The organism is Algoriphagus sp., assembly GCF_024642405.1.
Classification (GTDB): Bacteria; Bacteroidota; Bacteroidia; order Cytophagales; family Cyclobacteriaceae; genus Algoriphagus.
This window is the reverse complement of record NZ_JAHEBC010000027.1, coordinates 1-26,142: the sequence shown is the minus strand read 5'-3', so window position 1 is coordinate 26,142 and position 26,142 is coordinate 1. Positions and strand designations below refer to the sequence as shown.

At 38.0% G+C, this 26,142-nt stretch carries 20 protein-coding genes; 8 read left to right on the top strand and 12 right to left on the bottom strand.

Going from position 1 to position 26,142, the window contains the following annotated elements; genetic code table 11:
• The 6 genes from Q0L68_RS03980 to Q0L68_RS03955 form a co-directional block, all read right to left on the bottom strand.
• Nucleotides 1-227: pirin family protein (locus tag Q0L68_RS03980; RefSeq protein ID WP_296699650.1), on the bottom strand; the 227-nt coding region annotated here is incomplete at its 3' end.
• A 69-nt stretch (nt 228-296) separates the two neighbouring features.
• A complete protein-coding gene (locus Q0L68_RS03975; protein WP_296699648.1) occupies nt 297-1,832 on the bottom strand; it encodes a bifunctional GNAT family N-acetyltransferase/carbon-nitrogen hydrolase family protein in 1,536 nt (511 codons plus the stop codon).
• Between the two features lie 328 nt (nt 1,833-2,160).
• Entirely contained in the window at nt 2,161-3,462 is a 1,302-nt protein-coding gene (locus Q0L68_RS03970; protein ID WP_296699646.1) for a Zn-dependent hydrolase, read from the bottom strand.
• 129 nt (nt 3,463-3,591) lie between these two features.
• Nucleotides 3,592-4,593, bottom strand: a complete 1,002-nt coding sequence (locus Q0L68_RS03965; protein WP_296699643.1) for an acyl-ACP desaturase — start codon at nt 4,591-4,593, stop codon at nt 3,592-3,594.
• Nucleotides 4,594-4,802: 209 nt separating this feature from the next.
• Nucleotides 4,803-5,690, bottom strand: coding sequence for an ATP-binding protein (locus Q0L68_RS03960; protein ID WP_296699641.1), 888 nt, complete (start codon nt 5,688-5,690; stop codon nt 4,803-4,805).
• Between the two features lie 6 nt (nt 5,691-5,696).
• Complete coding sequence (locus Q0L68_RS03955; protein ID WP_296699637.1) at nt 5,697-7,427, bottom strand: alpha/beta hydrolase-fold protein; 1,731 nt, start codon at nt 7,425-7,427, stop codon at nt 5,697-5,699.
• Nucleotides 7,428-7,599: 172 nt separating this feature from the next.
• Between Q0L68_RS03955 and Q0L68_RS03950 the strand changes: the two genes are divergently transcribed.
• From Q0L68_RS03950 to Q0L68_RS19985, 5 genes are all read left to right on the top strand, one after another.
• Nucleotides 7,600-8,850, top strand: coding sequence for a dipeptidase (locus tag Q0L68_RS03950; RefSeq protein ID WP_296699635.1), 1,251 nt, complete (start codon nt 7,600-7,602; stop codon nt 8,848-8,850).
• A 130-nt stretch (nt 8,851-8,980) separates the two neighbouring features.
• Entirely contained in the window at nt 8,981-9,475 is a 495-nt protein-coding gene (locus tag Q0L68_RS03945; protein WP_296699632.1) for a hypothetical protein, read from the top strand.
• Nucleotides 9,476-9,624: 149 nt separating this feature from the next.
• A complete protein-coding gene (locus tag Q0L68_RS03940) occupies nt 9,625-12,972 on the top strand; it encodes a DUF1553 domain-containing protein (protein ID WP_296699628.1) in 3,348 nt (1,115 codons plus the stop codon).
• 2 nt (nt 12,973-12,974) lie between these two features.
• Complete coding sequence (locus Q0L68_RS19990) at nt 12,975-13,643, top strand: DUF1501 domain-containing protein (protein WP_366938346.1); 669 nt, start codon at nt 12,975-12,977, stop codon at nt 13,641-13,643.
• Nucleotides 13,583-14,383, top strand: a complete 801-nt coding sequence (locus tag Q0L68_RS19985) for a DUF1501 domain-containing protein (protein WP_366938345.1) — start codon at nt 13,583-13,585, stop codon at nt 14,381-14,383. Before Q0L68_RS19990 ends, Q0L68_RS19985 begins: the two co-directional genes overlap by 61 nt.
• Before the next feature lie 9 nt (nt 14,384-14,392).
• Here Q0L68_RS19985 and Q0L68_RS03930 read toward each other — a convergent pair whose 3' ends face one another.
• On the bottom strand, nt 14,393-15,949 hold the full coding sequence (locus Q0L68_RS03930; RefSeq protein ID WP_296699626.1) for a VCBS repeat-containing protein: 1,557 nt from the start codon (nt 15,947-15,949) through the stop codon (nt 14,393-14,395).
• A 100-nt stretch (nt 15,950-16,049) separates the two neighbouring features.
• Here Q0L68_RS03930 and Q0L68_RS03925 point away from each other — a divergent pair, with 100 nt between their 5' ends.
• From Q0L68_RS03925 to Q0L68_RS03915, 3 genes are all read left to right on the top strand, one after another.
• A complete protein-coding gene (locus tag Q0L68_RS03925; RefSeq protein ID WP_296699624.1) occupies nt 16,050-17,519 on the top strand; it encodes a c-type cytochrome domain-containing protein in 1,470 nt (489 codons plus the stop codon).
• A gap of 238 nt (nt 17,520-17,757) precedes the next feature.
• Complete coding sequence (gene clpB, locus Q0L68_RS03920; RefSeq protein WP_296699621.1) at nt 17,758-20,376, top strand: ATP-dependent chaperone ClpB; 2,619 nt, start codon at nt 17,758-17,760, stop codon at nt 20,374-20,376.
• A gap of 190 nt (nt 20,377-20,566) precedes the next feature.
• Entirely contained in the window at nt 20,567-20,749 is a 183-nt protein-coding gene (locus Q0L68_RS03915; protein WP_296699618.1) for a CPXCG motif-containing cysteine-rich protein, read from the top strand.
• A 1-nt stretch (nt 20,750) separates the two neighbouring features.
• Here the strand turns inward: Q0L68_RS03915 and Q0L68_RS03910 are convergent, their stop codons facing one another.
• The 5 genes from Q0L68_RS03910 to Q0L68_RS03890 form a co-directional block, all read right to left on the bottom strand.
• Nucleotides 20,751-22,985, bottom strand: a complete 2,235-nt coding sequence (locus tag Q0L68_RS03910; RefSeq protein WP_296699616.1) for a DPP IV N-terminal domain-containing protein — start codon at nt 22,983-22,985, stop codon at nt 20,751-20,753.
• 11 nt (nt 22,986-22,996) lie between these two features.
• Entirely contained in the window at nt 22,997-23,410 is a 414-nt protein-coding gene (locus Q0L68_RS03905; RefSeq protein ID WP_296699613.1) for a PIN domain-containing protein, read from the bottom strand.
• Nucleotides 23,407-23,652 carry a DUF6364 family protein gene (locus tag Q0L68_RS03900; RefSeq protein ID WP_296699611.1) on the bottom strand — a complete coding sequence of 82 codons (246 nt, stop codon included), beginning with the start codon at nt 23,650-23,652 and terminating at the stop codon, nt 23,407-23,409. The genes Q0L68_RS03905 and Q0L68_RS03900 overlap by 4 nt, the downstream gene beginning before the upstream one ends.
• A 68-nt stretch (nt 23,653-23,720) precedes the next feature.
• A complete protein-coding gene (locus Q0L68_RS03895) occupies nt 23,721-24,092 on the bottom strand; it encodes a carboxypeptidase-like regulatory domain-containing protein (RefSeq protein ID WP_296699608.1) in 372 nt (123 codons plus the stop codon).
• A gap of 91 nt (nt 24,093-24,183) precedes the next feature.
• Nucleotides 24,184-26,142 (bottom strand): DUF5916 domain-containing protein (locus tag Q0L68_RS03890; protein WP_296699604.1); only part of this gene is annotated, 1,959 nt, incomplete at its 5' end.

Sequence of the window (26,142 nt, the reverse complement as noted above, 5' to 3'; positions counted from 1 at the left end):
TGCATGATATCACCTTCAAGAATAAAAGTAACTGTTTCCATCCCACGATGGGGATGGGGTCCAAAAGGTAATCCTCTATTTGGTGAAGGATAAGTCTGGAAACCATGATGGTTTAAAAAAATAAATGGATCAATCTGCCTTAGTTGATTGGTAGGCATTGGACTGTAAGTTATCAAATCAGCAATAGGCCTATATTCTGCTTTATGGATTTTTTTTATTTGAGACATAGCAAGAGTAAATTAGATGTATATACACGAAATAGAATAATTCCAGAAAAAGTTCAAAAATTGGCTGTTTCATTTTCCTGAAATCTGCTTAAGCTCAAAAATATCGGTTCGCCTATCTTTCAAATTTTGTACACTTCCAAATTCATTAAGTTCCTTCAAAAGGGATAAATCCACATCAGCAATAAGTGTCATCTCTGTGTTGGGAGTGGCTTCGGCTTTAATTCCATTACTTGGGAATGGGAAATCGCAGGGCGTAATTACCATGGATTGGGCATATTGCATATCCATATTGTGAACTTTTGGCAAGTTGCCTACACTTCCTGCCATTGCTACATAACACTCATTTTCAATAGCTCTTGCCATAGCGCAGTTTCTCACTCTTGAGTAGCCGTTTTGAGTATCTGTAAGGAAGGGCACAAAGAGAATATCCATTCCTTGCTCAGCCAAAATTCTACTCAGTTCGGGAAACTCAGCATCATAACAAATAAGGATCCCAATTTTTCCACAATCCGTATCAAAAGCCTTTAGAGAATTCCCTCCTTGCATTCCCCAAACTTTAGATTCCAATGGCGTGATATGAAGTTTTTCATAATGCTCTATTGAACCATCTCTTTTACATAGGAAACCTACGTTATACAATAAATCATCTTTGATCTTAGGCATCGATCCGGTAATGATATTGATGTTGTAAGAAATGGAAAGTTTAGAGAATCTTTTGACGATTTCGTCGGTATATTTTGCAAGTCCACGAACAGCTTGCGCTTCGGTCAAGTGGTTGAACTCAGCCATTAACGGAGCATTGAATAATTCCGGGAAAAGAGCAAAGTCTGAACGATAAGCGGAAACTGCGTCAACAAAATACTCAGCTTGTTGCATGAGTTCGTCAAGATTTTCATACAAGCGCATCTGCCACTGGATGAGACCTAATCGGACAATCGTCTTATTTGTAGAAGCTTTTTTAGAAGGCTTTTCATAATAGATATTATCCCACTCTAATAAAACCGCAAATTCACTGGAATCCTTATCTCCCTCCAAATAATTTCTCATTATTCGGGTTGGATGAAAATCATTAGCAAGTTGAAAGTTTAATACCGGATCATAAATTTCTTTTAACTTCACCTTTTCCAGGTATTCTTTAGGAGTCATTTTATCTGCGTACTTGTGGTAATTCGGGATTCTTCCACCAAATACTATCCCTTTTAAATTAAGTTTTTCACAAAGCTCTTTGCGGTAATCATAAAGTCTCCTTCCAAGCCTCAATCCTCTAAATTCAGGTTTAATAAAGACATCGATCCCATATAGGAGATCTCCATCGTTATCGTGCTTGTCAAAAGTGAAGTTTGAGGTAATTCCTTTATAAGTATGCTCTCCCTCTAGATGATCTTCGTCTACAACAATAGAAAGGGCACAGCCTGCTAATTGCTCATTTATCCGAATGACTACCTGACCTTCTGGGAATTTATCGAAAAGTGCTGCGATTTGATCCTCTCTCCAATAAGCTTCTGACATTGTTTGATAGCTATCAATCATAGCCTCTTTGAGCTCTTGATAATCTGAAAGCTGGAGAAATGAAAGTGTGATATTTTCTATATGCGTTTTATTCATGTTTTTTAAATTGCGAAAAGAGTTTAAATGACTCCTAGGTTTGAGGAATATTTACTGTTTCCTTATTGATTTTGTATTATAAAAATTAAATTTTATTTATATCCTTAATTGCACCAGTAAGAGGCCCAAATTGACTTAAAATATGGTAAACACTAGTTTAAAGCCGCTTCGGTCTCCCAGATAACTATCGGGACGCCATCGGTCTTCCAACCTCAGAAGCAAAGAAAATATCGTAAATGGTATCATTACGGATAATCATATTAAATTTTTATTAATTGGTATTTATTAAGGATGCTTTATTTGATTTCTTTTTTAATGTATCTAAATGTCAATTATTTGAACTCAATTTTTGATCCAAAGCTAGAATAGTGTGCAATAAAACATTTGCCCCATTAGAAATATCTTCTGGGGAGGAGTACTCTTGAGGAGAGTGACTAATCCCATTTTTGCTCGGAATGAAAATCATACCTATTGGGGCAAATTTTGCTATTTCTTGTGAATCATGACCAGCTCCACTCGGTAAATATTTGCTACTCAATCCTAACTCTTTTGCAGAAGATTCTATTACTTTTTGTATCTCTGGATTTGCTAAAGCTGGTTTACTAGCCACTTCGATATGATTAATACTTACTGTTGTCCCACTTTCTTGAGCTAGAATTTCAGCTTTTTTCTCGATGGCTTGGTAAACCTGATGAATTTTATCAGAAGATAAATCACGGATTTCAACGTTCAATTTTACCTCTCCAGGAATCACATTCCCGGCGCCTGGAAAAGCCTCTATTTTTCCCACTGTTGCTACTTGGGCTCCATCAAAGGAGTTTACGATTTCATTGACAGCAAGAACTAATCTGGAGGCAGGTAACATTGGATCTTTTCTCATATCCATTGGGGTAGTTCCTGCATGATTTGCAAGGCCTTTAAAGGTAAATTCATACCATTCGATGGCAACGATTCCTTCCACTACTCCAATGTCAATCCCCTCTCTATCAAGATTTCCACCTTGCTCAATATGTAGTTCCAGAAATGCGGCAATGTCCCCAGAATTTCTTTTTAACTCTGAGATTCGATCTGGATTACCACCGACTGCTTTTATTCCTTCATATTGAGTTAAGCCACTTGAACTTTTTATTTTTAAAGCCTCATTGCTTAATTGACCAGCTAAAGCCCTGCTTCCTATAACCCCGCCTTCTTCATTGGTGAAAATTATTACTTCCAAGGGATGCCGGGTGGGCCAATTATTTTCAGACAAGGTTTGTACTACTTCTATTGCGCTTAATGAGCCAACTGGACCATCATAATCACCTCCATTGGGCACTTCATCGATATGAGATCCAAAAGCAATAGGTTTTAAAGCTGGATTTAACCCTGCTTTTTTCCCAATGATGTTACCTGCAAAATCTGTTGAAACTTCTAGACCAGCCTTTATCATCAGATCTTTGATATATTTTCTGGCCTCTCGATCATATTCGCTATAAGCTACTCTGTCCGAACCCCCAGCCTCATTCTTTCCATAGGTGGAAAGTTTTTGAATGGAATTGTTAAGTCGAACCTTATTGATTTTTAATTCAATTTGACAATATCCAATTCCAAATTGGATGAAGAAAAATAGAGACAGTAGAAAAGATTTCATTTATCAGGTTTTTGAGAAGCAATTGGTGAATTTATTGCATTTTCAGAATAGTATGGAATTGGTATCAAAAAAAAACCTCTTCAAATCCGAAGAGGTTTCTACAACAAGTATTAATAGTTTGAAAGGTTATTATTTTAACCAAGCTAATTGTACTTCTTCAGGGGCTTTCATTCTGTCTGCAACTCTCATATATCTTTCAGATAGTTTTGAAAGATAAATCTGTGCTTTAGAAGCTACGTCGTTCAAGCCAGTAAGACTTTCAATTTTCCATAGATTTACCAAGTGATCGATAATTTTAGCATAATCCCAACCTGTGTAAATTCCCACTTTTTGAGTGATTTCAGAAAATCTTGTATAGATAGAAGGATTTGGTCCACCTTCTCCCATTAACACAGCAGGCATTACAATCTGTTTCTTCATCATTTTTTCAAATGCTAAAATTGCTCCGTTTGGATCAATTTCAAAAATGCTTGACATAAAAGATTTGTATGCTTTCTCATGTCTTGCTTCGTCACCGGCAATTGTTTTACAGATTCTTGAAAGCACTGGATCCCCAGCTTTATCAGCAAGTTTACCAGTATTCACATGAGATATTTTGGTTGCCCTTTCCTGAAAGGAAGTATAGATCATAGCTTGATAGGGATCGCTTTCGGATTTAGGATCAAATCCATTGCTGAGTAATCTATGAATTGTGATTTCCACAGCTTTCATATCTACTCTTCCAGTCATATATAGATACTTGTTTAAAAGATCACCATGACGGTTTTCTTCTGCAGTCCAAGCTTTTGACCACCTGACCCATCCTGAAGGTGATAATAAACTTCTTTCCTCATTTATACCTTCCAATAAGTTAAAATATGTTTGATAGGATGGAAGAGCTTCTTCAGTTATCATATTGCCAACAAGAGAGGTCAGAACCGTATCGGGAATACCCTCTGCTCGCTTTTGCAATAATTTTATTTCTTCATGAATGTCTGGATTACCAAAATCAGGCAAAAAGTCTGATGGCTGCCAGCATGTTTCAGGATCCACTAAGATATTATCCACAGCGTCTCCCACTAAGTCATCTAATTGGCTGATGACTTCCATGTTTTTTTCTAGCTCGTAATCTATTGGTTTTATATTTTTCATATTAAATACTTCTTTGGGTGAAGTGTTTGAATTTATCCTAAGGAAAGGTCTAAAATAGAACTATACCTTACCTAACGTATAAATTTCTGACAAGATACGGACAAAATATCAGATAAGGCAGATAGAAACTTGATACATCGATTTACTTTGTTGATAAGTGGTTAGAAAAAAGCCCCCTTCGGAAAAGCTTTTCTAAACCGAACTATTGATTAATAGTCTAGTTTATATGCTACTACTTTATTTTTCATGAAAGTAGGAACAAGAACCAAATTTTCTTCAGGGATAAATCCTACATCTGCTGTATTGGATCCGGCATCTTTCGTATCTAGCAAGAGAGTTTCACCGTCACCACTGACAAAATAAATTTCTCCTACCCACCTAGAAGCCACAAAATTACCCCCACCAAGAATAATTAATCCATCTCCTCCTGTTACTGTAGAGTTAATGACACTTGAAGAACCATCTGAATTTATCATTTTTAGGCCAGATCCATCGAGTCCATAGATTTTACCGCTGTCATCTAAAGCTACTCCGTTGAGAGAGGCATTCCCCTCTGAAATTGTAGAAATAGTACCACCATCCAAAACATGTAGTAACCCTTTGTTCATACCAGAGAAATAGATTTTGCCATCATGTTCTGCTACATCATTTAAGAATTCGGCTCCTGCCACCGGGTAAGTGTTTGAAATTTTTGCGGATTGAATATCAACCTCAACCAACCGATCTATATCAGTTACATATAATTTCCCATTAGAAATCGCCATTCCTTTCGGGGCATTTAATCCGGTGATCCAATCTTGATTAACAATTTTCCCTTCTTTATCAATAATGGAAATAGATCCTTTTCCATCTTTATCAGTTGGATTTCCTTCAATATTAGAAACATAGATAGTTCCTGTAGCTGCATCGTAGAGAACTGATTCGCATGTGGTCAAAGTTTCAGGAGTTTCCCAAACCATGGTTAGAGTAGGAGTTTTTGCATCTTCTACTACAATAGTTTCAATCACAGAACTTTCTTCTGTTTTTTGAGGGCTACATTGTGCGAACAAAAGACCTGCTCCAATTCCAAAAAGGCAAGGTTTAAATAAATTATTCATTTCAGTTTAATTTTTAGTGATTGTCCAATTCTGTTGATTAAAATTTGATGGGGCAGTAGCTTTCAATCTATCTTCAATTTTATCGAGATAAAGTGTGTTATAGCGAAGGCGTGAAATGTAGTTTGGAATGGTAGGGTCTCCATTCCAGCAATGTTCAGCACGATCCCCATAAGCTACTTCTCCATTATAATATGGGTTTTCAGTTTGTTCTAAAAATGCCTCAGTTAAATAAACAGCATTGTTGAGGTAATAGTTATCCATATCACCACAATAGATATTTACTTTTCCTTCAAGTTTCGGTCCTAAAGTGCCCCAGTCTCGTTCCATAATATATCGAAGGTCGTAATTCTCTTTCCAATACTCAGCAACAACAGGGTCAATTTCCCCTGTTTTTTTGTCCCAAATTGGTTTTGGATATCCATCTTCTCCTACTGGAGAATAAACAGCTTGCCAAATGTCAAATTGTTCTCCAGAACGAGTTTGCGTACCACCTATGGCAAGCTCTCGGTGATTCATGTCCACTAGCATAGAGGAGACATGTCCTAAATAATCTCTATGTCCTGGTCTTGGGGTTTTCTTGAACTCTCCTTCCTTGTAATATGCATTTTTGTCTTCATATAGGTTTACGGTTGTAAAAGCTCTGAAATCTATTGGGTCAGGGCAAGCAGCGAAACAGCCATTGTATTCCTCAGGATAAAATACCTGGGCAGCTAGCGCTTCCCAACCTCCAGTAGAACCACCATATAGAAATCTGGACCAGCCTTCACCTATCCCTCTATATTGATTTTCAATGTATGGAATCAATTCATAAGTTAAGGCATCGCCATAAGGACCAAGATTCTCTGAATTCACTGCATAGCTATCATCATAAAATGGATTGGCATGTTGTATTTCTATGATAATAAATCTTTTGAAATCAGAAGAAATCCACTTTTGATAGAAATCATAGGCTTCTTGTTGTTGGATTTTTTCATAACCATATATTCCAAACCTCGCAGAATAGTCATCTTCCGATAAATCAGGGTCCGGAGGACTCGTTCTAAATCCCCCAAAGTCATCTGGAAAATGACCGTGAAAAACCATTAATGGGTAATATTGATTTGGGTTTTCATCAAAACCTTCAGGTAAAAGAACATGAGCTCCCACATACATATCTCTTCCCCAAAACTCAGAAAGCAAGGCTGATTTCATTTTGATATGCTTGATGTATTTGGTGTCTTCAGGCTCGCTAATAGGTGGGATTTCCTGATCGATTGTCAATTCAATAGATTCTCCATTTTTCCAATCAAAGGAGATGGGACTAGAGAAAATATTCCCGGGAGTATTAGCCCATTTTCTTCCTTCACCCTGATCCATAGCTAGTTTTACTGTATGGCCATCTGCTCGAATAAAGGTTTCATATTTTATTAGGAAAGCTTGAATTTGATAAGTTCCATTTTCTAGGTCTTCCATATTTTCAATTGGGTAACCAAAGCTTTTTGGGTCCAACTTGATCACATCACCAGGTTTGAAATCTTCAATGTCCATTCCAAAGACCTGCGCAGTCGAAGCATCATCAGAAATCGAGAATCTTGGTTCTCTTTCTTTGTCAGTGGAAAATACAATCAACAGTCTACCATCTTTGAGTCCAGTTTCAAGTTCAGGACTGATTTTGATGCTCACTGTAGGAGAATCTCTGTTAGGTTGGCATGCCCAAAAAAGACATGCTAGAAATATTAGAAGGGAAGTGTTTTTCATAGTGTGGTGGAATTTATACTAAAAGTTAAGGATTATGTGTGAAATCTTTTAAATACGGTTTCTTGATTCCTGCCAAAACTATTTTTATTTGCAATGAAATTCCTTTTATGGATTTTTTTTCAAGTACTGGACAAAACCCAGTATCTTTCTTACTTATAAACCACCAACATTTATGAAAAAGAACTATTCCTATCTATTGATTGGCTTGATAGCCTGGGCCTGTCAGCCGAAAGAAACTACCATAGATTATACGGCCATGAGTGACGCGGAGCGACTTCAAGTTGCGACTGAAATGGCACAAAGTACCATCATGGTTGATGGTCATGTAGACCTTCCATATCGAATGAAGGTAGGTGGATTTACCCTTCAAAGAGAAATTCTAGATGTTTCTGTGAGAACAGACGGTGGGAATTTTGATTTCCCAAGATCAAAAGAGGGGGGGCTGGATGCTCCATTTATGTCTATCTATATTCCTGCAGGAAACCAGCAAATACCAGGTGCATCGAAAGCTTTGGCAGACTCCCTGATTTTGATGACAGAGAGATTGGCTAAGACTTTCCCCGATCAATTTGCGATGGCATACAGTCCATCCGATATAGAAACTAATTTTGCAGCTGGTAAGATTTCTCTTCCAATGGGAATGGAAAATGGTGCTGGATTGGAGGATGATATTGCCAATGTAGAGTATTTTTATGATCGTGGAATCCGCTATATAACTTTGACTCATGGTAAGGCAAATTTGATTGGCGATAGTAGCTATGATACTGTAAGGCTATATAATGGACTTAGTGAGTATGGAGAACAAGTAGTCAAAGAAATGAATCGTGTTGGGATTATGGTTGATTTATCCCATGTTTCTGATGATACTTTCAAAGACGCATTAGCTATCACGCAAGTTCCAGTCATTGCCTCTCACTCATCTGTAAGGAAGTTTACTCCTGGTTTTGAAAGAAACATGAGTGATGAACTAATCCAAGCGATGGCTAAAAACGGCGGAGTAATGATGATTAATTTTGGAGGAAGTTTCATTGATTCTGCCTATGCATCTGGGAGTAGTAAAGTCAGAGAACATATAGTCAATTGGCTAGCAGAAAATAATATGAGCAGAAGCGACTCTGCAGCACAAGCTTATATATCAGAATATACTGCAGCGAATAATCCTTTTCCAACTGTTCAAAGAGTGGCGGATCATATCGATCATGTCGTAGCTTTGGTAGGAGTGGATTATGTTGGATTAGGATCAGATTTTGACGGAGTGGGAGATTCCTTGCCGACCGGTTTGAAAGATGTGTCAATGTATCCAAATCTAATTGCTGAACTTCTAAAAAGAGGATATTCCAAGGAAGATATTGAGAAAATTTGTTATAAAAATGTATTCCGAGTTTGGAAGGCTGTGGAGGATTTTGCGAGAGGTCAAGAATAATTTGAAAATTATTTAGTCTAAACGGTTTTCTTTTTTTAAAAAGAAATTTCTTTTTAGATTTTTATTTAAAACAAAAAAGGATGATTTTCAGATCATAGATTTTTATATAATTCAATTAAAGTAATAGAATATGAGGTTTTTCAGCACTGTATTGTTGTTTTTTCTCTTGATTTCAGGAGTTATTGCACAGGAAGAAAGTATATTTTCTCAGGGAGTTCAAGGGTGCTATTCAGATTATTACATAGCTTTCCATGAGCGAGGTTCAGACTTTATTCCTGATGGAGAACATGAAGTAGTCTTTGTTGTTTTGAATCAAGGAAAAAGTGATTGCTTTATGGGAAAGGCGACAGTAAAAGAAGGCAAAGTAGCTCTTCCAGTTTATATCCAAAAAAATGATGATGCATTAGTTCCTGCTGAAAGGATGTTTAAAAGTTTAGATCAGGAGTGGTTGGAAAAACAAAATCCAGAAACTATTTATGATATCACAGATGGGATGACGAATATATTTCAAACTCAGGAAAAATATCATATCCGATTGTTTTTCCACACATTTATTCATCCAGACCATAGAACTAATAAAAAAGCTCCACCTGCCGAAATATTATTGAAATCAGACGGAAAATAAACTACTAAAATCCTCATTCAAAAATGAGGATTTTTTTTTTACAAATATTTTTGAAATCCACTGCGCTATTGTACTTTTTAAAGAAATTAATCTCTCTATTTTTCAATGCCTTAGCATATTATCGGTATATTGTATATAAATATTTTTTTATGAACCCAAATACCTTTTTGAGTACAAAATCAAGAATCCTGATTTGTGTTTTATCCATCTTAGGATTCTTTTTTAATTCAGGTTGCCAGCCTTCTCTTCCCGAAGAGGTGGAATTGGAATATTCTGATTTGCCAGATCAAATCGATTATAACTTTCATGTCAAGCCCATTCTGGCAGATCGATGTTATGCTTGCCATGGGCCTGATGAAGGATCGAGAAAGGCTGGATTAAGATTAGATGTTGAAGAGGAAGCATTTTTAAAATTGGCTTCTGGCAATAGAGCTTTTTCAAAAGGAAATCTCAATAGAAGTGAGGTGTTTCATAGGATGATAAGCCTTGATCCTGAAACAATAATGCCTCCCCCCGAATCCAATCTTTATCTTTCACCAAAAGAAATTGCCACCATCGCAAAATGGATTGAGCAAGGAGCTGAGTGGAAAGAGCACTGGTCTTTTATTGAAGTTGAATCGCCGGAAGTACCTGAAATAGATAAAGATTGGAAAAGAAATAATTCCATTGATAACTTTATTCAATCCGAACTCATCAGGCAAAGTTTAGAGCCTAATCCTCAAGCTGATAAAGAGAGGCTTTTGCGAAGAGTGACAATGGACTTGTCCGGTTTGCCTCCTACGATCCAAGAAATTGATGATTTTTTGAAGGATGACTCGAAGGATGCTTTTGAAAAAGTAGTGGATAGGCTGCTCTCCTCACAAGAACATGCTGAAAGATTAACCATGGAATGGCTGGATGTTGCGAGATATGCGGATTCCCATGGAGTATCTTTTGATGGATATAGAGAAATGTGGCCTTATAGAGATTGGGTAATAGAAGCCTTTAAAGGCAATATGCCCTACAGCGATTTTATTACAAAACAGGTTGCCGGAGATTTATTACCAAATGCAACTGCTGAAGATAAACTTGCCACTGCATTCTATAGACTCAATCCAATGGAAGCTTCTGCTGGGTCTATTCAAGAAGAATATAGAGTTGAATATGTCGCTGAAAGAACCGCCACAACTGGTACAGCATTTTTGGGACTGACGGTGGGTTGTGCCCGTTGTCATGATCATAAGTTTGATCCAATCAGTCAAAAGAATTTCTTCCAACTTTCAGCATTTTTCAATAGTGTTGACGAATTTGGATTAGGACCAACAGATCTAAATAGACCACCAACCTTATTGCTTTTTAAAGATAAGCAGAAGCAAACCTTAGATTCCTTAGATCAAATGATCAGAGAAAAGGAAGAAGCTCTTAAGAAACTTCAAGCGAGCGATATCAAGGATTATGTTGCAGATATTTCAAAAGTCGGAACTTTTGAAAATGAGATAGGGACTTTTTCATTTGAAACAAAAGAAAAAATAAAGCGGGAAAGGAAAGAAGATAATCCGTTTGCAGAAGAGGAAGCAGAAGAATACAAGACAAAAACCGCCAAGGAAAAAGCTAAAATTGATTCTCTAAAAAAAGTTGCAAGCAAGAAAAAGGAATATGAAGAAGTTCTGATTCTAGATCAAAACAAAATATCTGAGGCTACGCTTGGGGTAGAATTGGTGAAAGGCAAAAAAGGAAATGGAGTTTCTTTTGATGATGATTACGATTATGTCAGTCTAAATAAGGTTGGATTTTTTGATCAATACGAATCTTATTCAACAAGTTTATGGATCAATCTCAAGGAGGAAGAAGTCAAGCATATTAAAAATATTATCGGAAATAGTACCAACTTTGGAGGCTTTTATCGTGGGTGGGAACTGTTCTTGGATTCTGCCAACCACCTTTCCATAAGACTGATCCACCGTTTACCTGATGACTATATAGAAGTTATAACAACCGAGCAGATAGTGCCTGCTCAATGGTCTCAGGTTGGTTTTACTTATGACGGCTCAGGACAAGCTGCCGGAGTTTCATTGTTTGTCAATGGAAAAAAACAAGTGATAAAGATTCTGACCGATAAGCTTACCAGAAGCATTTTGCCGATTCATGATTATACCGCAAAGTTGGATACACTTCCATTGAGAATGGGTAAAAGTTACCGGGAATTTTCGTTCGACCCAGGCATTTTTAAAGGTCAAATGGATGAAGTGAAGCTGTTTGATCGAGCGCTTTCAGAAATGGAAATGTCAATACTCGGTGAATCAAATCCAGCACCAGTTTCTGCTTTATCAAAGAAGGAGTATTTTCTATCCAAGGAAAAATCAGCCATTGCCTTAAGAAATGAGATTAAGGATTTGAGGAAGAAAAGGGTTTCGACTTTAGGTGCTGTTCAGGAAGTTATGGTCATGGAAGATATGCCTAAGCCACGACCAACCTATCTTTTGAAAAGAGGAATTTATAATGATTATGGAGAGGAGGTTAAGCCAAGTACTCCTGAAAATGTGTTGCCTTTTCCCGAAGAATATCCTCAAAACCGATTAGGATTAGCCAAATGGTTGATTAATCCTCAAAATCCTCTTACTTCTAGAGTCATGATCAATCGGTATTGGCAAATGATTTTTGGAACGGGTATCGTGAAAACTTCAGGAGATTTTGGGATCCAAGGCGACTTACCTACACATCCGGAATTATTGGATTGGTTAGCTTCTGAATTTATGAAGAGTGATTGGGATTTAAGAAAGATGCTGAAATTAATGGTGATGTCGGCCACCTACCAGCAATCCTCATTTGCTGATTCAGAAAAATATGAGGCTGATCCTGATAATAAATTCTATTCTAGATCCAGTAGCTATCGATTGCCTGCAGAATTTATAAGAGATAATGCATTAGCCTCAAGTGGGATTTTGAACAAAAAAATTGGTGGGCCAAGTGTGAAACCCTATCAACCGGAAGGTCTTTGGGAAGAGCTGGGAGATTTCTCTTTTAGGCTTCATAGCTACAAGCAAGATACGGTTACAAACCTTCACAGAAGAAGTCTCTATACTTTTACCAGAAGATTCTCCCCGGCTCCTTATATGGTCACTTTTGATGCATCAAATAGGGAGATTTGCATTACCAAAAGAGTAAATACAAATACGCCGCTGCAAGCTTTAAATCTTTTGAATGCACCACAATTTGTGGAAGCTTCTCGATTTATGTCTGAGCGGGTAATTAAAGAGAAAGAATCATTGGAGGAAAGGCTCAAACTAAGTTTCCGATTGGCAACCGGAGTAACTCCAAACGAGAGACTGCTGAATACCTTAAGAGAACACTATGAGAGTGCATTTAAGCATTTTCAGGAAAATCCATTGTTAGCAGATTCTCTATTGGCAGTGGGTGAATTGCCTCGAGATATTAGGCTCGATAAAACCCAAACCGCAGCCATGACCGTGGTTGCAAATTCAATTTTAAATTTTGATGAAACCTATATGAAAAGGTAATCATGGGACATAATCATATACATACACCAGTAACTAGAAGAGAGTTTTTGACAAAAACTTCCTTGGGCATAGGTGCGGTTTCACTTGCATCATTGCTGAATCCGACTTCACTTTTTGCGTTTGGTAATAAACCTCATTTTGTACCCAAGGCAAAGAGAATTATCTATCTCTACATGGCAGGTGCGCCCTCTCAACTGGATTTATTTGATTATAAGCCTCAATTAGTCAAAATGAGTGGACAAGATCTTCCTTCTAGCATTTTAGGAGACCGGGTTACTGGGACGGTTTCTGCTCAGAATTCTCTGCCTATGGTTGGAACAAGATCTAACTTTAAACAGCACGGTAATAGTGGGATGTGGATGAGTGATTTGATGCCAAATATGTCCAAGATTACCGATGAGCTTTGCAAAATTCAATCCATGCATACTGCTTCCGTTCAACATGAGCCGGCACAGATGTTTACCAATACCGGGTCAGAACTTCCTGGAAGACCTTCTTTTGGTTCCTGGATCAGTTACGGTCTAGGTTCAGATAATGAGAATTTACCTGCTTTTATCGTCTTGAAAACAGAAGGACTTGAGGGTTTGCTGGATTGTATTCCAGTGCATTTTTGCCTGCAGAGCATCAAGGCGTTCGCTTTAGAGGTGGTAAAGATCCCGTTCTTTTTTTAACAAATCCTCCCGGAGTTACCGAATCTGCTAGAAGAGAGCAGTTGGATTATTTGAAAAAGATGCAGGAAGGAGCTTTTGAGTTTTGGGAAGATCCTTCGATCAAAGCTAAAATGGCTCAATATGAAATGGCATTTAGAATGCAGACTTCGGTTCCTGAAGTAGTTGATACGAAGGGTGAGCCGGATTACATTTATGAGCAATATGGAGAAGACAGCAAGAAGCCAGGGACTTTTGCGAGCAATTGTTTATTGGCAAGAAGACTTGCAGAACGAGGGGTAAAATTTATTCAGGTTTATCATGGAGGTTGGGATCATCATTCAGATTTGCCAAAATATATTGGAAAAAGAGCAAAAGAGGTTGATCAGGCAAGTGCTGCTCTGATTATGGATTTAAAACAAAGAGGGCTTTTGGAGGATACTCTGGTTGTCTGGGGTGGTGAATTTGGAAGAACTTGCTTCTCCCAAGGTGAATTGACTAAGGATAATTTTGGGAGAGATCATCATCCAGATGCCTATACCATGCTATTAGCTGGTGCAGGTGTGAAAAAGGGAATGACTTATGGAAGAACGGACGAGTTCGGATATCACGTGGTCGAAAATCCCGTCCACGTCCATGACCTGAATGCCACTTTGCTCCATTTAATGGGATTAGACCATGAGCGTTTAACTTATAAATTCCAGGGTAGAAGATTTAGATTAACAGATGTTGAAGGAAATGTGGTAAAAGATATTTTGAGTTGATAGAGTCGACTATTTAACCTTTAAGCAAGTTTGATTTCCCGCGGCATCAGTCGCACAGATTTCTATAATATCCTCAGATTTTAAATCTTGTAAAATAGCCTCCCATAAATATTCTCCATACCAGTTCATGGGTATTTCTTCAGCGTTCACCCTTACGATAACAGACTTCCAGTCTTGAGGCATACTTGGACTTTTATTATCCGTAATTCTGGCTTTTAGTTTAGATTTTCCTTCTGGACCTGCCTGAATCTCAAAATGAGAAATGATGGGATTGGCCGTGTCAGGCATAATATTTTTACCTATAAAAATCCGTTCTTCAATTAATTCCTCTCCTTCTCCTTGCCCCATAATTATATCCATTTTGTAATCATTATTGATGTCAGCAAACACCAAAGAGAGTGTGTGAGGAGTAGGAGGTCCAGACATAATAGATTCTCGAAGTTCAAATTTTCCTGCTGCATCATTCACGAGTAACCTATCCTCACCAGTAAGTGAACTCAAGATAAAATCGGGATCGCCATCTGAGTCAAAATCTAAAAAAGCCACATTATTATCGTCTTCACCGGTATTGTCTTTATCCATCCAAAGTACTGATGTGGCGTCAATAAATCTTTTTGCGCTGTCATTCAAGAAAATATGCTCTCTCCTTGACCATGAATTTTGATCTACTATTTCGCCATCATTGACAGTGACAAGATCCAAGAATCCATCCTTATTTACATCCATGGCCTCAAACTCGTAGTTGTTTGTGTATGCTGGTAGCATTCGCTGGTCTTGAAAGTTACCTAAACCATCATTAACAAAAACTCTACTTGTTCCGCATCGCTTACAGGAAATCGCGATATCCAGATCAAAGTCATTATCAAAATCAATGAACTCCAGATCCCAAGAGAATTGAATCAAGATTTCTGGCATTTGGGAGGTAGTTGCGTCTTCAAATTTTCCGAACCCATCATTGATCCAAAGTATGGTTCTGCCGCCATCATTATTCATATTGGACCCTGCCCCCCAATCAGATAAGATGATATCCAGATCTCCATCGTCGTCCACATCACCAAATTCCAAATCTCCTACGCTAGCGAGAAGTTGAGGGAGATTCGTTTTAGTTGCACGGGTAAAATCCCCATTTTCAGTTCCAAAATACAACTCAGTTTGAGTTTGGAAAGTGTTTCCAACAACAAGGTCCATAAAGCCATCCTTATTCAAGTCTTTTGCTTTGATCACTCTTGCGTAAAACTTATTTTCCTTAAAAACACGCTCTGTAATTTCCTTGAAAGGAGTGTCTGCCCCTTGATTCAGGAATATTCGACTAGACTCCAAAACACCCGGCTCTGAATAATCCCCGCCATTCGCAAAGATCAAATCCACTAATCCATCCTTATTTAGGTCTGCAACTTCAACCCGATTGGTCCATTCTCCGGTTTTTGGGAGATAGATTTCCGTCTGATCTTCCCATAGGAATTCTTCTGCTATACTTTCATTGGTTGTATTTACAGATTTGTCGCAGGAGAATAATAAAAATATGAGGACACAAAGGAGGATATTTGTTTTAAAAAAATTGAACATGATTAAGGTTGTAGGCTCAGATTTAATTTAATCAATATGCATTTGGAATACATAAAAGTAAGGTACAAATGTTATCTTTAAATAAGTCAATTTTATACATATGCTGATTATATTATTACAATCTGATGCCACCTTATTTTTTGGGCGTTTTCACTCACTAACAGTTCATTTACCCATTGGTTTTATCCTTTTAGGAGCTGCAATTTTTTTTCTTTCTCTTTCTAAAAAATTTCAATTTTTAAGTAAAGCTATTCCTTTGGTACTGTTGCTAAGTACTATAAGTGCCATTGCCTCTGTTGTATTAGGACTTTTTCTTGCAAATGAGGGAGGTTATCCGGAAGGAAGTCTTTTTTGGCACAGATTGTTGGGGATTGTAGTTGCCCTACTTTCATTAAGTTCGATCTTTTTGATTTTGGGCTACTTCGATAAAAGTAAAAAAGGACTTTCCTTTAAATCCAGACTCAAAATTGATTTCATTGACGCTACTTTAAAAAATCAGAAAAAAGAGCTGGGGATTATTATTTCAGCTTCTGTGATTTGTATTTCAATTACAGGTCACTTAGGCGGAAATCTTACTCATGGTGAGAATTACCTTTTTACATATGCTCCAGAGTTAATTCAAGATCTTTTTATTAATTCAGAGCTTGAAAATAATGGATTGACCTTTCCTGAAGATGCGGACTCCACCCTTGTTTTCGATCATATCATTCAACCTATTCTCATTCAGAAATGTGCCTCATGTCATGATTCAGAAACTCAAAAAGGTGGTCTTCAAGTAACGTCCTTAACGGACTTAATGGAAGGTGGAGAAACAGGGCCCGCTTTTGAAGAAGGATCGCCTTCTTCCAGCGAATTGTATAAAAGAGTAACTTTGGATCCTAAAAGTAAAAAGTATATGCCTCCAAAAGGAGCTGGTTTATCCTATGGGGAAATCACTTTGTTGAAGTATTGGATTGAAAATGGGACAGATCAAAAACTAGCTGTAACAAATGATGAAATCCCAATAGAAATCAAGGATTTATTGGAGTCTTCCTACGGCCTTTCCACTCGAAGAAAAGCCCACTATGAAAAAATTGAAGTGGCTAAGGTTCCTGAAGAAACCTTAAATGAAATTAGGCAACTAGGCTTTAGAATTTCAAGTCTATCCGAGGAAAATAATTTTTTGGAAATTGTTGCTTTAGGAAAAGTAACCAAGGAAAAAATTGAGGCTTTGAAAGTAATTCAAGAACAGATCACATGGCTTGATCTAGGAGATGCGGATATTGAAAATGCTTGGCTCGAGATAATTTCGGGCTTCCCTAATTTGACACGGCTTTTGTTAGATAATAATTCCATAAATGATCAAGGGACTTCTTCATTAGAAAATTTGAAGAATCTTGAATCAATCAACCTTTACAACACTGGAGTGGGTGATTCAACGCTTAATCTTTTAGCAAAACTTCCAGCTCTTCAAAGTGCTTATCTTTGGAAAACCAAAGTCTCTAGGGGTTTGGTAGAAAAACTAAGTGAGCAAAATCCAAAACTAAAGGTAGATTTGGGATTTGTGGAGGAAGAAAAGGAGTCAAAGTAAAATGATCCATTCTTTAATGGTTCACATGCTAAATGATTATTACTTCCATCATTCTTGATTTTCCCTGTCAATAATTCCGAATTTTTTAAAATTCTAACACACTTTCGGTCATTATGACTGGAAAATGTACTTGGAGTTGGATTTGCTAATTAGAGAAAGTCGGGCTTAAGTTGGAAAGAAAAGTGAAGAATTGACTTGAACCGACCTTTAAAATTAGAAACTTAAACAACCAACTATAATGGATTTCAAACAATATACTATCAAATCTCAGGAGGCGATCCAAAAAGCGGTGGAGTTGGCATCAGCAGCAGGTCAGCCTAATATTGAGCCTTCACATTTGCTCAAAGGGATTTTCTCAGAAGATGAAAATGTGACCGAGTTTTTATTCAAAAAACTCGGTGCTAATAAACAATTGCTCAGTCAAAAGTTAGATGAGCAATTAGAGCGTTTACCAAAGGTAAGTGGAGGACAGCAACCCTATTTAAGTAATGCCGCCAATCAGGTATTGACCAAAGCAAAAGACTATCTTAAAACCTTTGGGGATGAGTATGTGGCTATTGAACATTTACTATTGAGCATACTAGCGGCAGGAGATCCTGCTTCAAAGATTTTGAAAGATCAGGGGATTTCTGAAAAGCCTTTGATCGAAGCTATTAAAGAACTTAGAAAAGGCAATAAAGTGACCGACCCAAACGCAGAAAGTAAATATCAGGCATTAGAGAAGTACTCTAAAAACCTAAATGAAATGGCCAAGAAAGGGAAAATTGATCCTGTGATTGGCCGCGATGAGGAGATCAGAAGAGTGCTTCAGATATTGGCTAGAAGAACCAAAAACAATCCAATTCTATTGGGTGAACCTGGCGTAGGTAAAACTGCTATAGTGGAAGGCTTAGCTCAAAGAATTGTTTCCGGTGATGTTCCTGAAAATCTAAAATCCAAGACCTTGATTTCTTTGGATATGGGATTGCTCGTAGCTGGAGCCAAATACAAGGGTGAATTCGAAGAGCGATTAAAAGCAGTCATCAAAGAAGTGACTGATGCGGAAGGTGAAATCATTTTATTCATTGATGAGATTCACACGCTGATTGGAGCTGGTGGTGGAGGTGAAGGAGCCATGGATGCTGCAAACCTATTGAAACCTGCTCTGGCTCGTGGAGAACTCCATGCGATCGGAGCTACCACGCTGAAGGAATACCAAAAATACATCGAGAAAGACAAAGCTTTGGAACGAAGATTCCAGGCGGTGATTGTCGATGAACCTGATGCTGCAGACGCGATTTCAATTCTTAGAGGTATCAAGGATAAGTACGAGTTGCACCACGGAGTGAGGATCAAGGATGATGCAGTTATTGCAGCTGTGGAGCTTTCGCAGCGATATATTTCCGATCGATTCTTACCAGATAAAGCCATTGACTTAATGGATGAGGCAGCAGCTAAATTGAGAATGGAAATTGATTCTTTACCTCAGGAATTGGATGAGTTGAACAGAAGAATCATGCAGCTGGAGATTGAACGTGAGGCGATTCGAAGAGAGAAGAATAAAGATAAAGAGACGGTTTTAAGTAAGGAATTAGCCGAACTTGCAGAAAAGAGAGACAGTGTGAAGGCGAAGTGGGAAAGCGAAAAGGCCGTGATCACTGGAATTCAACGAGAAAAAGAACGGATCGACAATTATAAGTTGGAAGCAGAGCAAGCTGAGAGAGCCGGTGATTTCGGAAAAGTTGCTGAAATCAGATATGGTAAAATTGGCGAAGCAGAACAAAAGCTTGAGTCTTTCAAAAAGCAATTAGCCGAAATGCAGGCTGGTTCTCCTCTGTTAAAAGAGGAAGTGGATCAGGAAGATATTGCTGCGGTAGTTTCTAAATGGACTGGAATTCCTCTTTCTAAGATGATTCAATCTGAGCGCGAGAAGTTATTGCACTTGGAAGAAGAATTAGGGAAGCGAGTTGCTGGTCAAAAAGAAGCGATTACAGCTCTTTCGGATGCGGTTAGAAGAAGTCGTGCAGGGTTGCAAGATCCGAAACGACCGATTGGTAGTTTCATCTTTATGGGTACTACAGGAGTTGGTAAAACTGAATTAGCAAAAGCTTTAGCAGAGTATCTCTTCAATGATGAAAATGCCATGGTTAGGATTGATATGTCTGAATATCAGGAAAGACATGCAGTCAGCCGATTGGTAGGAGCGCCTCCAGGATATGTAGGATACGATGAAGGTGGTCAATTGACAGAAGCTGTTAGAAGAAAGCCTTATTCTGTGGTATTACTGGATGAAATTGAAAAAGCACATCCTGATGTGTTCAATATCTTGCTACAGGTCTTGGATGATGGAAGATTGACTGATAATAAAGGTCGAATTGCTAGTTTCAAGAATACGATCATCATTTTGACTACCAATATTGGTTCTCATTTGATTCAGGAACGCTTTGCTGAAATTGATGAGTGGAACAAAGATGAGGTGATGGAGAAGACAAAAGTTGAAGCATTTGATTTGTTGAAACAATCTGTGAGGCCTGAATTCTTGAATAGAATAGATGAAGTGATCATGTTTGAGCCGTTGAATAAAAAGATCATTCGTAAGATTGTAGATATTCAATGGAAAGAAATTCAGAAGAGACTTTCTGAGGCCAACATAGAAATCGAAGCTACTAAGGAAGTTTTGGATTACTTAGGAGAAGTGGGGTTTGACCCGAATTTCGGTGCAAGACCACTGAAGCGAACCATGCAACGATTGATCTTGAATGAGCTGTCAAAACAGATCCTCTCAGGATATATCAAAAATGACTCTGCTGTTCTGGTTGATTTGGATGCAGATAAGCAGGTTTATTTTAAAAATATCGATGCGCCTGTGGAGGTGTAAAAAAGATAATTCGGTTAAAACCCTCGGAGAGTTTAGGCTTCGAGGGTTTTTTTATGATGTTTTAATTTACCGCAAAGGTCACGGAGGGTTACGAAAAGGCCTTAAATAATGTAAATTCAGTCAGTCGACTGACTCAATTAACGTTAATTCCGTCAGTTGAAAAGGAAAAAGTAATTGATTACTTTAGAAAATGCTCGAACATTTCTTTCAATGTCCTTATTGCCTTGTAGAGATTTCCATGCTGATTGATCCCTCGATTTCAACCCAGCAGTATATTGAAGACTGCGAGATTTGCTGTAACCCGATCGAAATTAAAGTTGATATAGAGGAAGGGGAAATTATCACCTTTGATGCCAATTCAATAGAGCAATAAGTTAGTTGATTGGCGTATTCCTCATCAAATAATTTGTCAATAAGGTGTACAAATGAAGTGACGTTCCTTCTCCTTCCCTGATTCCATGAGACCTGTTCGGATAAGGCATTACCTGAAACTGCTTATTGTGTTTGATCAACTCATTGATTAACATTTCAGCACTTTGGTAGTGGACATTATCATCCCCAGTCCCATGAACTACCAAAAGGTTACCTTCCAAATTTTTGGCATAGGTGATAGGTGAACCGTCAATAAAATCCTCTAGATTCTCCTGCGGTAATCCCATATATCTTTCTTGATAAATGTTATCGTAAATCAACTGGTTAGATACAGATGCAACAGACATACCAGTTTGATATACTTCCGGGAATTTAAACATCAGGTTTAGTGTCATAGAACCTCCACCACTCCAGCCCCAAACTGCCACGCGACTCTCGTCTAGGTAAGGAAGTTTTAGGATTTCTTTGGCAGCAAGACCCTGATCTTTGACATTTACTTTTCCGATATTTCTGTAAATGATTTTTCTCCAGGCACTGCCCTTTAAAGTAGGAGTGCCTCGATTATCCATATCGATGATCACATAGCCTTTTTGAGCAAGCATGATATTGAATAATCCTACCTGAGTATCTGTGGCAACTGTACTCCAAGGCTCTCCATAAACATGAAACAGAACTGGATACTTTTTATTTTCATCAAAATCAACCGGGTAAATTATTCTTGCATCCATCGTGACGCCTTCTGAAGTTGTGACTTTTTCGAACTTTATTTCCGGTAAATCTAGGCTTGCAAGCTTTTGTTTATAAGCAGTATTTTCTACTAAATTTTTTATGGTCTCGTGCTTAGGAAGACTTATTAGTTGAATAGTCATTGGTTCGGAAGTACTTTGATGATTATGTACCGCAAACTGTCCATTTGGAGAGATATCATACTTATTGACACCAGCAAAACTTTCCGGCGTAATTCTCCTTAGTTTTCCTTTTCCTTCTAAATCAATTGCGAACAAATACCGCTGGGTAGGATTTTCTGGAGAAGCGATAAAATAAACTTCTTTGTCAGTTACCCCACCAAAAGAAGCGACATCAAAATCACCAGGTGTGATCAGCGTTTTCTTTCCTGTAGCTATTTCAATTTTGTAAATATGTCTCCAAGCATCATTTTCAGTCATGCGAAGAAATGCTTTTCCTTCATCCACTATTGGCAAACTATTATCACTCCAGCCATATCTGGAGAGGTCTGGATAAGCTAAGTCTACCCAAGTTTCTTCTGATTCACTGTATACTTTTTTAAGTTCGGCAGTGGAGGGTTGGTAGGTCCAAACCGTCAAAAGATTTTGCTTTCTGTTCATCTGCTGGATAAGCAGCAAATCGGCATTGACCCATTGCATTCCGGGAAGGTAATTTTCTTTTTCTCCCCCAGGAACAGGAATCCATTTGGTTTGATTTGAAGACAAATCGATTAGTCCTATTTTAGCTCCTGCAGGCTCTTCTCCTACTTTTGGGTATTGTAATGGAATAGGTCTTGAATAGACTGAATCGGTATTATTGATCATGAAAAAAGTTCCGATCTCGGAAGCATCTATCTGCCAATAAGAAATGTATTTGGCATCTGGACTCCATTGAAAACCATCCCGCTTTCCAAATTCCTCTTCATAAGCCCAATCAAAGGTACCATTGATGATTTTATCTGTTCCGTCAGTAGTTAGTTTAGTGATTTGTCCAGAAGCAAAATCCTCTAGGTACAAATTGAATTTCTGAACATACGCGACTTTTGAATTATCAGCAGAAAACTTGGCAAACATTAAAGAGGAAGGCTCGAATTGAGTCCCCAATTGCTTCAAGTTTTTTGAATTCAAGTCGTAAACATAGTAATCTCCTTTGGTATTGGATCTCCAAACTCGACTGGAATTAGTGAAAATCAAAACCTTGCTACCATCGTCAGAAAGACTAAAAGACTCGATGTTTATTGGTTCACCATTTCTAGTTAAAGTTGATCCCGGAACAAAAACAGATCTTTCCAAAGTTTTGCTATCCCAACGGGTCAATTCATTTCCGTTTTCCACAGTGACATAAGCTGCACCATTTTCAATCCATTGCAATGGTTGGAGGCTTTCTTGTCTAAATTCACTTGAAGCGTAAATTCTATCTAAGGTGAGGTCTTCTGAGTTTTGCTGGGCAAATCCGGTAATCGATTGAAAACAGACAAGAACCAAAGTTGTGAATAAGAATCGAATTTTCATGTTTCTGATATTTAATCAATTTTGGAGAGAAGTTCCTGTACTGAAATTGCAGGAATGGTGGAGTTTTTGAAATCTTTTAAATTACGGCTTACAATGTAAGCAATGTCACCGACTGACTCTGCACATCCGATTTGAATACCATCTTTTAAGTCTTTGTGAGAAGACTTTAATGAAGATTTTATTATAGTTTGTGTGATATCGAGGACAGTTACAAATTCTGAAAGTTCTGAAAGCAAATGGCGTAAATGACTTTCGCTGACAGATTTTTTCAGGATATAATAAGTTGTTGCTATGGAGTGGGTGGATGTAAAAAGTTGAATTTTACCCTCTTCACTTAATCTGAAAACTTCTAATGCTTCTGCACTAAAAGGTGGACGATTGGCAAGAAGATCAATTAAGATATTTGTATCAAGGAAGATTTTCATTTTAAATGTTTCTCTTCCATTGCTTTCCTTAACTCCACATCTTCATCAAAATTGTCAGGTAATTCTATTTTTCCTGCGATTGCTTTGAGCCTTTCAGAAACTTTTGGAAGAGAATACGAACCGGTTAATTTCTCAAAATAGTCTTCTACCAGTCCCGAAAGGCTATTTCCAGTGTTTTCGGCATAAAGTTTTGCCTTTTCTATGACAGCTTCATTGAGAGATAAAGTGAGTTTCTTATTCATTGCACGTATGGTTTACTTAAAAGTACGTACAATTTATTTTTAAGATTGGATTTTTCAAAAAAAAACTTCTAATCCTGCAACACTGCATCATTCAGTTTGATTTGTCCGTAAGATTTTGGAAGGTCTTTGAGAACCACATCTACTTCTTTGACTTCTGTGCCAATATATCTCATAACCAAAGTGACCTTTTTTTCAGTGAATTTGGTAAGATCTAATTCAAAAAATCCATTTAAATCAGAGGCAGTTCCAGTAGTAGTTCCTTTTACTATAATTGTTGCACCTGGTATTGGAGAAGCATCTTTATCAATGATTTGACCTTTAACAATTGGACTGGTTGGAGGTTTAGGAAGCTTTTGCGCATTCGCTTCTAGATTCAATAATAAGCAGCCAATTACTCCAAAAAAGAGGGTTAATTTCAAAGGATTTAATGTTAGCATCATAGAAGAAGTATAGTTAGAAAAATCATCGTCCTTCAAGTTAACTAATCTTTTGATTTTTGATTAGTGGGTTAGTCATCAGTTTTGTAAAATTTCACACATTCCACCAATAAGTAAATTTCAACACCAGCGATCGATTTTTGGTGTAAAATGGAGCAGGTAAATAATTGTCTGTATACACCAAGAAGAGATCAGAAGCTGGCTTAAATCTCCATTGGAATCGGGTATTTAAATTGATGTTTTCGATCTGCTCGTTATACTGCACAAAGGCCGTGAAAAATAACGTATTTGTCATGGTCACATCGATTCTTGGTCCCACCAACCAGAAATTGGTACGGTTCCAAGGTTCCGGTAAATGGATTTCATTGTAATTGGCACTCATGGCAATGCTCACATAGGGCTGGAATCTGTAGCCTAATTCTGCACTGACATTGTATCGCTCTCCATCCGCATAATATCCTCCCATTCTGGTTGTAAATGCATAGGTAAAAATGCTTTGAGGTTTAGAGGTGTATTCTGTACCCCATGAATACCATTGATGCTCTGTTCCTGTAGCCAAAGTGTCACCACTATAATTGGTTGGGTCAAAAGGACGTTGAAGCTTGACATAGTCATTACTTGCCCAAAGCATAAATGTACTTTGTGATCTAAATTTGACTTTGTAAGCTAATAAAGTGATGTTGTCAGTCTTTTCTCCATCCGTATTAAAAAAGAAAGTGGTTCCTAAGCTGGGGCCATGATTCAGGATTTTCTTGCTTTTTGGGAAAAACAGATAGTCTACCGTAGGATTGATTTTATAAAAGCCATTTCTTGGGACATAGCCTACCTCTGCGGTGTAATCTTTAGAAACATATTGATGCTCCCAGTTCCAACTCAAATTTCCCGAAGCATATTTAAGATTGGCTGCATGAACGAATCCATTTCCTTGATTATCCGGTCCAAAGCTTTTCATCAGCATAGCTTTTCCGGTCCAAAGATTATTCGCAGAAGCTAGATTATACTCCAATCCAGCATTTCGATTAAACTGAGAATAGACTGGCTTTTCCGCCTCAGGATCAGGATTATAATTCAACGATTGTTTGTTGATAAACATACCAGTGATATTGGATCTTGCTCCAACTTGTCTTTGGACAGAAAGCACCGTAAAGTTTTGAGAAGGCAATGCATCTTCTTCCACCTCCCCAGTTTGCATGTTCATGGCACCTATTCTCCAGTTTTTGTTGATTTTCCCGCTTAGTCTAGCACCAAATTGGATGGGAGCATTTAAGCCGATTCTTCTGGAGAAAAATGGTCTTATGGTGCTATACCCAAAGCTGGCAAAGAGGTCTCCATTTTCAAGAAAGAATTGTCGTCTTTCAGGGAAAAAAAGTTCAAATCGATCCAGATTGGTAACTTGTCGATCCACTTCTACCTGGGAAAAATCCGGATTGACTGTTAGATCCAAATTTAGTGAGGAAGTCAGTCCGATTTTAGCATCGAGGCCCACTTCTCTCCGATATTCTGTATCTCCATCTCCGGCAATGTCTTTTCTGATTCCTCCCAAAGCATAAGGAATCACCGAGATATTTGCTCCTGTCTGTGGAGGTGCCTGGTCCCAAATTAGTGAACCTGTATAGGCCAAAGAAGCAGATGGGAATTGTCGTGGGACGGGTGCCCAACCAGATTTCTCGGTGGTTTTCAAATCCAATCTAGAGAAGTTGATTCCCCATTCGGTAATTCCCTTTTTGTAGCGAATCGATTTGAAAGGAATTGCTGCCTCAAAAACCCATTTGTCATCGTAGTTAGTGACTTTTGATCGCCACTTATTATCCCAACTCAAATCCACACTTCCACCATTGTACATGATCCCATCCCATTGCGCACCCGCAGCGTTTGCCCCAAATGAAAAGCCGTTTGTCAAATCATCAAATGGATCCATGAAGAGTAAGAAGTTGTCGTTTTTGCCAAAGGAAAAGTCACGACGAAGAGATTCTACCATGTAAGGCCCTTCAACCGCATGAAAATTTTCAACCAACAAGTATAAATTCTCATCATCATAAGTCATCCTTACATC